Source organism: Streptomyces sp. NPDC030799 (assembly GCF_055572255.1).
On the sequence record NZ_JBVIDS010000015.1, the window covers coordinates 162,098 to 176,322 of the forward strand.

Annotated in this window: 5 protein-coding genes; 3 read left to right on the top strand and 2 right to left on the bottom strand. The window is 72.8% G+C overall.

What is annotated here, in order from left to right; translation table 11 throughout:
- Window positions 1-12: 12 nt before the first annotated feature.
- Window positions 13-1,104 carry a PucR family transcriptional regulator gene (locus ACZ41I_RS32960; protein WP_399766420.1) on the bottom strand — a complete coding sequence of 364 codons (1,092 nt, stop codon included), beginning with the start codon at window positions 1,102-1,104 and terminating at the stop codon, window positions 13-15.
- Window positions 1,105-1,359: 255 nt separating this feature from the next.
- On the opposite strand from ACZ41I_RS32960, the gene ACZ41I_RS32965 reads away from it, so the two are divergent.
- Together ACZ41I_RS32965 and ACZ41I_RS32970 are read left to right on the top strand one after the other, a co-directional pair.
- The gene (locus ACZ41I_RS32965) at window positions 1,360-3,516 is read left to right on the top strand and encodes a flotillin family protein (RefSeq protein ID WP_399766417.1); all 2,157 of its coding nucleotides are present in this window, start codon (window positions 1,360-1,362) and stop codon (window positions 3,514-3,516) included.
- Between the two features lie 99 nt (window positions 3,517-3,615).
- Window positions 3,616-8,430 (top strand): DNA repair ATPase, encoded by a 4,815-nt coding sequence (locus ACZ41I_RS32970; protein WP_468515778.1) that lies wholly within the window; start codon window positions 3,616-3,618, stop codon window positions 8,428-8,430.
- Between the two features lie 122 nt (window positions 8,431-8,552).
- On the opposite strand, the gene ACZ41I_RS32975 is transcribed toward ACZ41I_RS32970, so the two are convergent.
- Complete coding sequence (locus tag ACZ41I_RS32975; RefSeq protein ID WP_468515779.1) at window positions 8,553-8,915, bottom strand: hypothetical protein; 363 nt, start codon at window positions 8,913-8,915, stop codon at window positions 8,553-8,555.
- A gap of 155 nt (window positions 8,916-9,070) precedes the next feature.
- On the opposite strand from ACZ41I_RS32975, the gene ACZ41I_RS32980 reads away from it, so the two are divergent.
- Window positions 9,071-14,224 (top strand): HD domain-containing protein, encoded by a 5,154-nt coding sequence (locus tag ACZ41I_RS32980; RefSeq protein ID WP_468515780.1) that lies wholly within the window; start codon window positions 9,071-9,073, stop codon window positions 14,222-14,224.
- Window position 14,225: the final 1 nt, after the last annotated feature.

A 14,225-nucleotide genomic window follows, 5' to 3' on the forward strand; every position in this document is an offset into this window, starting at 1 on the left:
GCGAACCCCGCATCACAGGGGATGGTTGGGCCAGTCCAGCAGGCGGGCGCCGATGACGGCTGTCTGGAGCATGTAGCGGTGGGCGGGGTCGGTCGGGTCGGCGGTGGTGAGTTTGTGGATGCGCTCCAGGCGGTAGGTGAGCGCGCGGACGCTGAGGGACAGGCGGCGGGCGGCCTCGGCGGCCACGCAGCCGGCGTCGAAGTAGGCGCTCAGCGTGTCCAGGAGGGGGACGGCGCCGCCGCGGGCCGAGGCCAGTGGGCCGAGCGTGTGCTCCACCAGGTCGACCAGGGCCTGCCGGTCCCGCGCCAGCACCGGGTAGACGAGCAGGTCGGCGGCGCGCAGCACCGGCCCGGCAAGGTCCAGACGGGCCGCCATCTCCAGCGCGGCGAGGGCCTCCTCGTACGACTGCACGACCCCGCCGGCGCCGTGCTGCGGACGGCCGATGGCGATCCGCGGTGCTGCGCCGGCGGTGCCCGTCGCCGCGTACACCTGCTTGGCGAAGTGGACGAGGATCTCGTCCTCCTCGCCGGGCGCGACACACAGCAGCCGGCCGTTCTTGGTGGTGAGCAGGATGCTGCGGGAGTCGAAGCGGGCGAGTACGGCGGCCTCGACGCGGCGGGCGGCCGGGCCGCCCTCGACGTACGCGGACGGGCCCTCGGCGACGGCCACCGCGTGCGCCTGGGACAGGCGCAGGCCGAACCGCTCGGCGCGCTCGGCCAGGCGGCCCAGGTCGCTGCGGCCGTAGAGCAGGTCGTCGATGAACTCCCGGCGCGCCGCCTCCTCGCGGCGTACGGCGAGCCGCTGGGCGCGTTCGTAGCCCTCGGCGAACGCGTCTATCGCCTGCTCCACGGCGGCCAGGGTGGCCTGGCCGCTCTCGGCCCGACCGGGTACGGCCGGCCAGGCGGCGCGGGTGGCGGCCAGGTGGGCGACGACCAGCGCGCGCAGTCCGTGCCCGGCGTCGGCGGCCTGCTCCCCCAAAGTCCGCCGGGTCTTCAGCTCCTCCCTGGTCAGCCGCCGGCCGGTGACCGCGACCTCGGCCAGCGTCCGGGCGAAACCGTCCAGATAGCGCTCCGGTATGCCGCTTGTGTCGTGCTGCTCCCCCACGCCTGCCCCGCCCCGTGTTCCCCCGTGTTCCTGACGCGCCGGTGACGATTTCTTAGCGCCTGTCCGGCATGCAGACACTAGTGAACACTGCCGGAAACCGGCAATGCGCGGACGTATGCCCTGCCGCACCATCTCCTGCGGGGAGCACTACGGAGGGCCGCGGTGCCGGGCACCTGGCGCATGGCGTGCCGGCTGACCGGCCCCGCAGCACCGGGGGGCTCCGTATCCCGTCGTCTGACGCAAGGACGTGTGGTCATGGAAGCGCTCGGCGTGCTCGCCGTCGTATGTCTCTTCACCGTGCTGCTCGCGGTGCTCGCGTTCTCCCGGCTGTACCGCAAGGTGGACCAGAGCCAGGCCCTGATCGTGTCGAAGACGCGGCAGGTCGACGTGTCGTTCACCGGGCAGGTCGTGCTGCCGATCGTGCACAAGGCCGAGGTCATGGACATCTCGGTGAAGACGATCGAGATCAGCCGCTCCGGCCGGGACGGGCTGATCTGCCGGGACAACATCCGCGCCGACATCCGCATCCTGTTCTTCGTGAAGGTCAACAAGACCGTCCCGGACGTCATCAAGGTCGCCCAGACCGTCGGCACCGAGCGCGCCAGCCACCAGGACACGCTGCAGGAGCTGTTCCACGCGAAGTTCTCCGAGGCGCTGAAGACCGTCGGCAAGCAGATGGACTTCACCGACCTGTACACCAAGCGCGAGGAACTGCGGTACCACATCATCGAGTTGATCGGCATCGACCTCAACGGCTACCACCTGGAGGACGCGGCGATCGACTACCTGGAGCAGACCCCGCTGTCCCAGATGGACCCGGCCAACGTCCTCGACGCCGAGGGCATCCGCAAGATCACCGAGCTGACGGCGGTCGAGCACGTCCGCACCAACGAGGCCCGCCGCAACGAGCAGAAGGAGATCACCCGCCAGGACGTCGACGCCCGCGAGGCCATCCTGGAGCTGGAGCGCCGGCAGGCGGACGCCGAGATCAAGCAGAAGCGGGAGATCGAGACCTCCCGGGCGCGCGAGGAGGCCGAGACCGCCCGTGTGGTGGAGGAGGAACGGCTGCGCGCGCAGGCCGCCTTCCTGCGGACCGAGGAGCAGCTGGGGGTCCAGCGCGAGAACCAGGCCCGCGAGATCGCCGTAGCCGCGAAGAACCGCGAGCGGGTCATCGCCGTCGAGAACGAGCGCATCGAGAAGGACCGGCTGCTCGAAGTCATCGCCCGGGAGCGGGAGACCCAGCTGACGAGGATCGCCGCCGAGAAGGAGGTCGAGGCGGAGAAGCGGGACATCGCCGAGGTCGTCCGGGAGCGGGTCGCGGTGGACCGTACGGTCGCCGAGCAGGAGGAGTCCATCAAGAAGCTGCGCGTGGTCGAGGAGGCCGAGAGGGAGCGGCAGGTCCTCGTCATCGCCGCCGAGGCGGAGGCGCAGGAGAAGCTGGTCAAGGACATCAAGGCCGCCGAGGCGGCGGAACAGGCCGCCACCCACCGGGCCGCCGAGGAACTCACCCTCGCCGAGGCCCGGTTGAAGACCGCCGACCTCGACGCCCGGGCCAAGCTGCGGCTCGCCGAGGGCGTCCAGGCCGAGGCCGCCGCCGAGGGGCTGGCCGCCGTACAGGTCCGCGACAAGGAGGCCGAGGTCACCGTGAAGGCCGGGCGCGCGGAGGCCGAGGCCACCGAGGCGCGGCTGCGGGCCGAGGCCGAGGGCACACAGGCCAAGGCGCTGGCGGAGGCCGAGGGGGCGCGGGCGAAGGGGCTCGCGGAGGCCGAGGGGGCGCGGGCGGCTGCGGAGGCCACCGAGGCGCGGCTGAAGGCGGAGGCGGAGGGTGCCCGGGCGAAGGCGCTCGCCGAGGCCACCGGTATCGGCGAGAAGCTGAAGGCCGAGGCGGCCGGCCTGACCGAGAAGGCCGCCGCGATGGCCGCGCTGGACGAGGCCTCGCGCGGGCACGAGGAGTACCGGCTGCGGCTGCAGGCGGAGAAGGAGATCCGGCTGGCCGGGCTGGAGACGCAGCGGCAGGTGGCCGAGGCGCAGGCGACGGTGCTGGCGACCGGGCTGGAGAACGCCGACATCGACATCGTCGGCGGGGAGTCCGTCTTCTTCGACCGGCTGGTGTCCGCCGTGTCGCTCGGCAAGGGGGTGGACGGATTCGTCGACAACTCCCTTACCGCACAGGCCCTGACCAGGCCGTGGCTGGACGGTACGGGCAGTTTCACGGAGGACCTGAGCAGGCTGCTGGGCTCACTCGGCTCGGCGGACGTGCGGAACCTGACGGTGTCGGCCCTGCTGGCGAAGCAGATCAGGGGCGGCGGCCCGCAGGCGGGTCAGCTCCAGAAACTCCTCGACCGGGCAAGCGAACTGGGCCTCGCCGACACGCCGGTGACCGCGCTGAACGGGAGCGGCGCGCAGAGCTGACGCGGGACGGGGGTGGCGCAGCCACGACGCACCCGCACCCGGCCCCCGACGCGCAGACCCGAGCCGCCAGCCGCACAGCCACGAAAGGAAACACCCGCAATGGCCACCGCTGAGGCGCCGCAGGTGGACGCCGGTACTTACGAGGTGCTCCGCGAACGGCTCGCCGCGCAGGCCGCCGAACTCACCCGGCGGGCCGAGGCTCTCAACGCCCGCCGGGCCGAGGAGTTCGGCTCGGCGCGGCTGGACCTCGCGCGCACCGCTCGCCTCCGCACCGAGCATGCGTGCGTGCCGAGCGACATCGTGGCCGTGGGGGACGCGCTCCTCTTCGGCGCGACCGGCGCAGTCACCGACGTCCTCACGCTGTACGGCCGCGACGGCGACCGGCCGGCTGAGGACGCCGTACCCGGTCTGCTGGACGACCCCGGGTTCGTCAGGGAGTTCGACGCGCTGCACCGTTACTACCGCGAAGCGCGCCTGCTGCGGCTGCGCCGGGTCGACGGCCGGCTGCTGGCGGTTTTCCGTACCGGCGAGAAGGCCGAGGACGTCCGCGTCCTGCGCTGGTCCCTCACCGAGGACGGCCGGGCGGCGCAGTTCCTGGACGCGCGCGGCGACCGCGACGACGTCTTCCCGCCGGCCCAGGACGTGACCTGGACGGAGACCACCCGCGAGGATCACGTCCTCGGCCGGGAGCAGTACGTGGCCGTTCCCGGGGGACTGGGGGTGAGCACCGTCGGCGGCACCCTCACCGTACGCACCCCGGACGGTGCGGAGCTGTACGCCGAACCCGTGCAGGAGCCGCTGCAGGCACTCGCGGACGCGGCCGTCGCGCATGCGCGGGTCGGTGCGCTGGTGCTGCTGCGGGTGCGGCCGTACAAGGAGGACGCCGACCGGTACCTGGTGTTCGACACGCTCTCCCGGACCGTCGTCCGGCTCGACGGGATCGGACAGGCCTGCCGGCGGCTGCCGGAGGAGCAGGGGATCGTCTTCCCCGGCGGGTACTGCCTGGCGGGCGGTACCCACAAGACGTACGAACTCGACGTGCAGGGGCTGGAGTTCGAGCGGGAGGTGCGCGCGCCGAACGGGGAGGACGTGCTGTACGCGTTCCGGTCCCGCACCGAGGGCCGCACACTGCTGCTGTCGTACAACACCCTGCGCAAGGAGGTCGCGACCCCGCTGCCGTGCCGGGGCTGGGCGCTGTTCGCGGACGGCGCGCTCGCCGTGCTGCGCGCCGACGGCGAGGAGCCCGCGCACACCCATCCCGTCCAGTGGTGGACCTCGCCGTACGTCTCCGACACCCACGCCGCCGCCCTGCGCACCGGCACCGGCGCGCTGGCCCGGGTCGGCAACGCGGACCTCGTGCGCGGGCTCGCCGACTGCCTGTCCGTGGCCCGGCTGGTCACCGACGGCATCGAGACGGGCGAGGGGTACCGGGCGCTCACCGCCGCCTGCGTACGCGCCGCCGACGCCCATCACTGGCTCAGCGAGCCCGAACTCGGCTCGCTGGCCGAACCGCTGGGTCAGGTCCGGGTCACCGCCGAGCAGGTGCTCGGTGAGTTCGAGACCGTGCGCGAGCTGACCCGGCAGGCCGCAGCCGCCCTCGACGAGGCCGCCGAGCGGATCGCCGCCGTGGTGCGCCGGCTGCGTGGCGAGGCCCCGCGCGAGGCCGCCGCCTGGGTGCGCGGACTGACCGAACTCCGGCAGGCGCAGGGGCACGTGCTCACCCTCCGCGAACTGCGGTACGTCGATGCCGCCCGGCTGGAGGAACTGGCGGCCGCCGCCGAGGAGGACCTGGCCGCGTTCGGGCGGCGCGCGGTGGCGTACCTGGCGCGCGAGGACGCCTTCGCCGGGCAGCAGGCGGAGGTCGAGCGGCTCGTCGCCGAGGCGGCCGGGATCGGGACGGTCGCCGCGGCCCGGACCGTCGACGGCCGGCTCGACGAACTGGCCGCCGGGCTGCGCACGGTCACCGAGGTCGTCACCGGCCTCGACATCGCCGACGCCACCGTCCGTACGGCCGTCCTGGAGCGGATCGCCGAGGTGCTGGGCGGCGTCAACCGGGCCCGCGCCACCCTCGACGGCCGCCGCCGCGCCCTCCAGGACAGTGAGGGGCGCGCCGAGTTCGCCGCCGAGACCGCGCTGCTCGCCCAGGCGGTCACCGCCGCGCTCGCCGTGTCCGGCACGCCCGAGGAGTGCGACGACCAGCTCGCAGCCGTCCTCGCCCGGGTGGAGGACCTGGACGGCCGGTTCGCCGAGTTCGACGACTTCCTCGCCGAACTCGCCGGCCGCCGCACGGAGATCTACGAGGCGTTCGCCGCCCGCAAGCAGTCCCTCGCCGACGCCCGCGCCCGCCGCGCCGAACAGCTCGCCGTATCCGCCGGGCGGATCCTGGACACCGTCGGGCGGCGCGCGGCCACGCTCGCCGACACCGACGCGGTCACCACCTACTTCGCCTCCGACCCACTGGTCGCCAAGGTCCGCCGCACCGCCGACGAGCTGCGTGCCCTCGGCGACAGCGTGCGCGCCGAGGAACTCGACGGCCGCCTGAAGTCGGCCCGCCAGGAGGCCGCCCGCGCCCTGCGCGACCGCACCGACCTGTACACCGAGGACGGCCGTACCCTGCTGCTCGGCGGCCACCGCTTCGCCGTCAACACCCAGCCGCTCGACCTCACCCTCGTCCCGCACGGCGACGGCCTGGCCTTCGCGGTCACGGGCACGGACTACCGCGCCCCGGTCACCGACCCGCAGTTCGCGGCGTACCGCGCCCACTGGGACCGCCATCTGCCGTCCGAGTCGCCCGGGGTCTACCGCGCCGAGCACCTCGCCGCCCGGCTGCTCGCCGAGCACGGCCCGGCCGCCCTCGCCGCCGCCGACGACCTGCCCGGCCTGGTCCGCCGGGCGGCGCAGGAGTCGTACGACGAGGGCTACGAGCGCGGCGTCCACGACCACGACGCGACGGTCGTCCTCACCGCCCTGCTGCCCTTGTACGAGGGCGCCGGCACCCTGCGTCACGAGCCCGGTGCCCGCGCCGCCGCCCAGCTGTTCTGGGCGCACGGCACCACCGAGGAGGCTCGTACGGCGTGGGTCCGGCGGGCGGTGTCGCTGGCCCGGGCCCGGGACGCCTTCGGTGCCGTACCGGCCATCGGGGAGCTGGAGCGGGAGCTGGCCGGGGCGATCGAGGCCTGGGACGCACAGGCGCCGGGCGGTCCGGCGGCCGCGTACCTCTTCGAGGAGCTGACCGGCGCCCCGGACGGCTTCGTCCTCGGAGTCGCGGCCCGCACACTGCTGGAGAAGTTCCGCCACGCGGACGGGAGTTACGGCGGCGAGCTGCAGGACCTGACCGGCCTCGCCGCGCGCCGCCAGGTGGTGCACGCCTGGCTCGGCGCGTACGCCGCCGCCACCGGGACCGAGGCCGGACCGGGCGAACTGGCCGAGGCGGTCGCCGCCGAGCTCTGCCCCGGCCTGCCCCGCTACGACGGCGACGCCCCGCTCACCGCGACGGCGGAGGGCCTGCTGGGCACGCACCCGCGCGTCCGCGGCGGCCGACTGCAGCTGCGCATCGACGAGTTCCTCGCCCGTACGGCCCGCTTCACGGCCGAGGAGGTGCCCGCCTTCCGCGCCTATCAGCGCCGCCGTACGACCCTGGTGACCGCCGAACGCGACCGCCTCCGCCTGGACGAGCACCGCCCCCGCGTCCTGTCGGCGTTCGTCCGCAACCGCCTGGTGGACCAGGTGTACCTCCCCCTGATCGGCGACAGCCTGGCCCGCCAGCTGGGCACCACCGGCTCGACGAAGCGCACCGACACCGGCGGGCTGCTCCTGCTGATCTCCCCGCCCGGCTACGGCAAGACGACGCTCATGGAGTACGTCGCCGACCGGCTCGGTCTGATGCTGGTCAAGGTCAGCGGCCCGGCGCTCGGCCACACCGTCACCTCGCTGGACCCGGCCGACGCGCCGAACGCCACCGCCCGCCGGGAGATCGAGAAGATCAACTTCGCGCTGGCGGCGGGCAACAACACCCTCCTGTACCTGGACGACATCCAGCACACCTCGCCGGAGCTGCTGCAGCAGTTCATCCCGCTGTGCGACGCCACCCGGCGCGTGGACGGCGTGTGGGACGGCGCGCCGCGCACCTACGACCTGCGGGGCAAGCGCTTCGCGGTCTGCATGGCCGGCAACCCCTACACCGAGTCCGGGGAACGCTTCCGCATCCCCGACATGCTCGCCAGCCGCGCGGACGTCCGGAACCTCGGCGACGTCCTCACCGGCAAGGAGGACGTCTTCGCGCTCAGCTTCATCGAGAACGCCCTGACCGCCAACCCGGTGCTCGCCCCGCTCGCCGGCCGCGACCGCGCCGACCTGGACCTGCTGGTCCGGCTGGCCGCGGCCGACCCCACGGCCCGCGCCGACCGGCTGACCCGGCCCATGCCGGCCGCCGAACTGGACGGCGCCCTGGCCGTGGTGCGACATGCGCTGGCGGTCCGCGAGACGGTACTGAAGGTCAACCGGGCCTATATCGACTCCGCCGCGCAGTCGGAGGCGGCCCGCACGGAGCCGCCCTTCCGCCTCCAGGGCTCCTACCGCGACATGAACAAGATCGTCCAGCGGCTGCGGCCGGTCATGAACGACGCCGAACGCGAGGCCGTCGTCGACGACCACTACACCGCCGAGGCCCAGACCCTCACCACGGGTGCCGAGGCCAACCTGCTGAAACTGGCGGAGCTGCGCGGCGCGCTCGACGCCGACCGGGCGGCGCGCTGGGCCGAGGTGAAGAGGGCCCAGGTCCGGGCCCGCACCCTCGGCGGCCCCGAGGACGACCCCATGACCCGCGCGGTCGCGGCCCTGGGCCTGCTCGCCGACCGGGTGGCGGCCGTGGAGAGCGCCATCCACCGGGCACGGGCCGGCGGCGAGGAGCGGTGATGCTGTACTTCCTGACGCCCGTGTCCGCCGCGCTCGCCTGCGTCACCCTGAGCACGGCGGTACTGGTCCGCCGGGACCGACGACTGGCGCGCCGCCATGTGGAGGCGAGCGCCGGGGCGCGTTCAGAAGTCGATCTGCGAGTGCTGGAACCCTTCGCCCAGTGCATACACCGCGACGATCCACATCACCAGCGTGCCGAGGAACGCCCCGGCCGCCGCCCACACCGCGGCCCGGCGCCGGAGCAGCGCACCGGTGGTGCCGAGGAACACGGCACCGGCGACCGGCCCGCCGACGAGCGACACCCCCCAGTCCACGGCTGACATCACGGTGGCGCGCTGCCCCCGGCAGCCGGCCGGCCCGCTGAAACAGGCGAGCGAGTCCTGGCTGAAGCGGTACCAGCCGTAGAGCAGGGGCAGCAGCAGGAGCGCGGTCCACATGAGCAGCGCGACGACCGGGCCACGGTCGGGCGGGCGCGTGGCGGGCACCGGGGATGGGGACGCTTCGGGGGACGGGTTCACACCGGGATCCTGGCCGTGCGCGGGTATGGGGCGCATCCGTTGTCGTACTCATCCGCTCCGGTCCGCCGTCTGCGATAATCGCGGTTCGCGAACTCTGCTGTTTCCTGGGGGGATTGAGCACGATGAGTTCTGGGCGCCGGAGGGCTCTTCTGATCGCGGTGCCGGCGCATCCGGAACTCGAAAAGATTCCCGAACTCAACGACGCCTACCCCGCCCTGCCGTTCACGGTCACGGACGTCGCGAACCTGCGCGACGCGCTGCTGCGCTCCGGTTACGCGGCGGAGGACGTGACGGTCCTGGACGATGAGGAATCGACCGTCCAGCAGAACATCACCGTGCAGCTCGACACGTTCCTGCACTCCTGCCAGGACGGCGACGTCGGTCTCGTCTACTTCTCGGGACACGGGCTGAGACTCGGCGAGACGGACTTCCTCGTGCCCAGTGACATCTGGGCCAGACAGCGGCCCGGCGGGGAGCGGGTGCTGGACCGGCAGCGCCTCATCGAGGTGGCACCCGACGAGCTGTTGCTGCAGCTGACCTCCGACGCGACGGTGCTGCTGTGCCTGGACGCCTGTCGCAGCAGCGGCAGCGGGGACGCCGGCCTGGGCAGGCTGACGGTCAGCCGGCCGCGGGACAACGTCGTGGTCCTCAGGCCCTGCGCACCCGGCGAGACCGCGCTGGGACACCTCCAGGGCGGCAGCTTCCTGGCCAGGGCACTGGTGGAGGCGGTGAAGCGGGAATCGGCGGCCCGCACGGTGGGCGAGGTCATCAAATCCGCCCAGCACCACGCTCCGGAGATCGCGCGGCCCTACTCGTACCTCAAGCCGCCGGAGATCCAGGCGCAGTGGCTGGGCAACGACCACTCCGGCGGTTCCCATGCGGACGTCGTCATGTGCGAGGCGATGCCGTTCGCCGGCCCCTGGACGGACGCGGTCCTCTCCTCGGCCCTGTGGGGGCTCACCGAGGGCTCCGACGCCGAGCAGAGCAGGGCCAAGGAACAGCTGGCGGAGGTCGTGACCAAGGTCGTCCGCATCCGTGATCGGCGGTCTGCCGGGACCGACCCGTGGGACGACGACCTCTTCCCGGAGCGGCTGATCAACCGGCTGGACAGCCTGGTCGTCGCCAGCGGGGCCCGGCTCGGCCTGGTGGAGACCGTGGTCCTGCTGGGCGCCCCCTTCCTGCGGGAGGCCGCGCTGGCCTGCGGCCTGGCGGCGCTCCGTGCCGTCCTCGGGGACGGCTCGGAGGACGTGGCCTCCGCCCGGGAACACCCCGCCGACAGCTTCGAGGCCCAGCTCGCGCGCGACATGGGCGACGTACGACGCGCCCACCGGCAGGCCGAGTCCTGGCGCGAGACGCTGCTGCGCCGCGACCGGGCCGAGGACGCGCGCGGCGCGGAGTACTGGCTGCGGCACCGCTTCCTCGCCGACTGGGACCTGCTCTGGGAGAGCGACGAGGACGCCCTGGACAGCCTGCGTACGGCGGTGGACCGCCTGGTGCTGGCGGCGGAGAGTGCCACCGGTGAAACGCTCGGTCCCGATGAGCGGGACACGCTGCGCGGTGCGGTGCTCCAGGTCGTCTCCCAGCTCGGCACGGGCACACCGGCCGAGGCGGCGGCGCCCGACGGAAGCGAGTGGGTGACCGGGCTGTCCCAGGATCTGTGCGGGGAGGAGCGGTGGACCTGGCGGCCACGCGAGCTGGCGACGCTCCTGCACATCGCCGGGCTCCTCGCCGTCGACCCGCGCATGCTCGACGGCGTCCTCATCGACCATCTCGGCCCGCGCGAGCCCACGCAGATCCTGCCGCGGGGAATCGTCGCCGAGATCAGAGCGAACCGGGGCTTCCGCACCGGCCGGGACATGGAGACGGTTGAGGAGGCGGTGGCCGACGTCGTACCGGCCACCCGGTGGCTGCTGGTCTTCAAATGTTCCAGCGCGGCCCTGTACACCGCGCTCGACCGCCTCGCCGCCCGGATCGCAGCGGTGTCCCAGGCGGCCCGCCGTACCCATGGCACCCTGCGCCCGAGCGACCTTCTCTTCGGCCTGCCGCAGGTGGTGAAGACCGACGGCCTGCTGCCGAAGAACCGGGCCTTCGACAAGCCGCCGCCCCGGTTCCAGCTGGCCGAGGACGAGGTCAAGCCGCTCATCATGGGCACCCAGCTGTACGGCGACCGGATGCTCGCGGTGCGTGAGCTGTACCAGAACGCCCTCGACGCCTGCCGGGTACGGCAGGCACGGCGGCGCTACGCGGAACCCGGCCGGTGGGCCGGTTCCGATTCCGAACGGGACCAACTGGCGGGATCCCGGATCGAGTTCACCCAGGGCATCGACGAAGCCACGGGCCGGACGTACATCCAGTGCCAGGACAACGGCGTCGGGATGACGGCCGAGGAGCTGCGGGACCTGTTCGCCCAGGCCGGCCGCCGCTCCGAACAGTCCTCGGCCCGGATGCGCGAGATGCGCCGGTGGCGCCGCAAGGGCATCACGACCGAGCTGAACAGCCGGTTCGGCATCGGTGTCTTCAGCTACTTCATGCTGGCCGAAGAGGTCGAGGTGATCACGCGGCCGGTGGGCATCCGCGGCGGAGCGACCGCCGCCGACGGCGGCCATCGGGCCAGTGTCACCGCCGGTTCGGGGCTGATGCACCTGCGCCGGGAGGAGAACGAGCTGGAGGGCGGCGGCACCAGGGTCCGGCTGTACCTGCACGACGAGCCCGATGGACACAGCGGGCGACAGCCCTCCGTCGTCCAGGCGCTGCGCGAGTTCCTGTGGTGCAGTCCGGTGGAGGTGACCGCGACCGAGTTCGGGGGCGAGCCGGTGGTCTGGCAGCCGGGGGAGCTGTACGGCGACTCATCCCTGCCGAGCCTGCGCATCCACGCCGCCGAGGACGTCTGGTGGGTGGACGGGGAGGGCATGCTGCTGGCCGACGGGCTGCTCGTCGAGGAGGCCGACCGCCCTTACGGCTACGTGCTGAACCTGCGGGGAAGACACCGGCCGAAGCTGAGCGTGGACCGCAATCGGATCCTCTCGTACGACGACGGGCGGGTGCGGCAGGACGTCGAGGACACCGTGCCGACGTTGATCCGCTCCGCCTGGCGTCCTTTCCGGCTGGGGTGGCTCTGGAGCCTGGTGCGGAATGAGCCGCTGCTCGGGCAGACAGTCATCGGCCATCTGCTGGAGAGCGACGTGCCGCTGTCGTTTCCGGAAGACCACGAATGGAAGAGGCAGGCCCAGGGCCAAGGCGACCTCACGCTCCGCGATGTCCGATGTTTCCCCAATGATCTCGATGTCATCCACAGGACCAGGCGGCCGGTCAACGGGCTGATGGACCTGTTCACCGCCTGGCGCGAGAGCGTTCTGGGAATGACACGGAACCGGCGTCCGCTGGAAGAGGGCGCGATACTCCCCGAACCCCAGCCGCTCGACGCTCTCGTGTTCAGGTCCTACCCGGACGGCTCCTGGATCGTTGCGCTGCGAGCTGCTGCGGATGCCGGAATGTCACTGCGCGAAGCGACGCGCCAGCTCCGCCGGTACGCCATCGTGGGCGTGTCCGTTCCGGAGACGACGGACGTGCGGGGGCTGGCGGACGTCGTACCGGACCGTTTGATGGCCGACCTCTACCAGATGTGCCGGAGACTGGACGTGAGTGGTCCAGGGGGGCAACGCCTGGCTCGGCTGGCCTTGTTGCGCTTGTCGGAGACCCACGGGGAGACGCTGGGCAGGCTGACCGAGCTGTGCGTGCGTCTGTCGCGTCTCGATCCGTCGATCTCGGTGCCCACGGACCTCCAGGGACTCGGCTCCCACGTCGTGGGAAGCCGGGAACGGACCGCTCTGCTGGACGACGATCCAGGCCCGCCGACCCCGCCCTTCGCGGTCGGCGGCGAGCCTCCGTTCCCCCATCTGGTGAGCCCGTTCGACGTCGCCTGGAGGGTACGTAAGACCGGCCTTCCCGCAACGGAGATCGAGGACGTGGTGCGCCGCTTCGAACCCCTCGGTTACCGGCTCACCGGTCCGAACCTCAAGCACCCCTTGGACCGCGCCCAGTTCCGCGCGATCAGCAGGGACGTGGATGCAGCGTTGCCCCTCCTCGGCCCGGGCGCGATGGGTCTGCCGCATCTGGTGCGGGTGGCCGCCGACCGGGAGGAGACGGTGGGAGACACCGCGCGGTGGATGAGTGGCTGGGCCGGGCAACTGGGTCTTGAGGTGCCGGATCCCGGACCCCTGGCAGCGCTCCGCCCGCCCGCGTGGTGTGGAGAACTTGTCGCCGTGCTCGACTACGAGGAGTCCGGGCCGCGCCCGCTGACCGTGTGGGCGGTGCTGCGCGCGCTCGGTGACCTGGACGAACCGTCGTCGCTGGAGGAGGACGTCGCCATGGTCGATGCCTTGGCGGAAGCGGGACTGGTCGAGCGCGGTGCCGTTGACGCGGCCCGCACGTGGTTGTCCACGCCCCGGTCCCGTCGGCCCCGGGAGATCGCGGACGACATCTGGGCGACGACCGTGCGCGACCGGGCCGATGTGACGAGCATGAGGGCTCCATCCGTCAGGGAGAGGGAGCGCGTCGATCCCGTCTACCTCATGGGCCTCGCGATGTCGTTCGGCGAGCGTCTCGGCACGCTCGCCGGACGACTGAGCAGCGAGGCGGCCGGGTACGGCCTGGAGGTGGCCGAGGTGCCGGAGGAGGTCGCCGACCGGCGGCCGAGCCCTCCCGTTTTCACCGCACTGTGCGTCAGAGGGGCGTGGCGGAAGCATGTCTGGCTGCCCGATCTGATCGCCCTGGCGGACAGAGAGGGCATCGACCTCCCGACGGCCGCCGCCACGGTGAACGCCTACCGCTCCCTGGGCGGCCCCACGATCCCGGTGCCGGACGACTTCGTACCACCGGTCCGGCCGCAGAAGCGGGACGTCGCCGCCGAGTACGCGCTCCTGCAGCCGGACCTGGAGAAGTCGTGGACGCTGACCCCGCTGGCCCTGGTCATCGCGGCCGGCCGGCTCGGCCTTGCGCTGCCGCAGGCGTACCGCAGGCTCCGGCAGTTCGCGGCGATCGGGCTCGACATGCCCTTCCCCGAGCCCACCCTCACCCGCACCCCCGACTGGCGGGACGTCGTCATCCTGACCGCCCGCCTCACCGGCCGGGAACCGGCGCTGTCCGGTGATCTCACCGCGGACCAGGTGCTCCTGGCGTCCGAGGAGACGGACCTGGACGTCGACGAGGTCCGCGTACGGCTCCGGGACTACGCGCCTCTGTTCGGCTTCCGCCTGCCCCCGGACGAAGGGAACTGAC

What these genes read in the sequence shown, in the direction of transcription:
- ACZ41I_RS32965 (WP_399766417.1), top strand. Translation starts at nt 1,360, where the DNA reads ATGGAAGCGCTCGGCGTGCTCGCCGTCGTATGTCTCTTCACCGTGCTG.
- ACZ41I_RS32970 (WP_468515778.1), top strand. Translation starts at nt 3,616, where the DNA reads ATGGCCACCGCTGAGGCGCCGCAGGTGGACGCCGGTACTTACGAGGTG.
- ACZ41I_RS32980 (WP_468515780.1), top strand. Translation starts at nt 9,071, where the DNA reads ATGAGTTCTGGGCGCCGGAGGGCTCTTCTGATCGCGGTGCCGGCGCAT.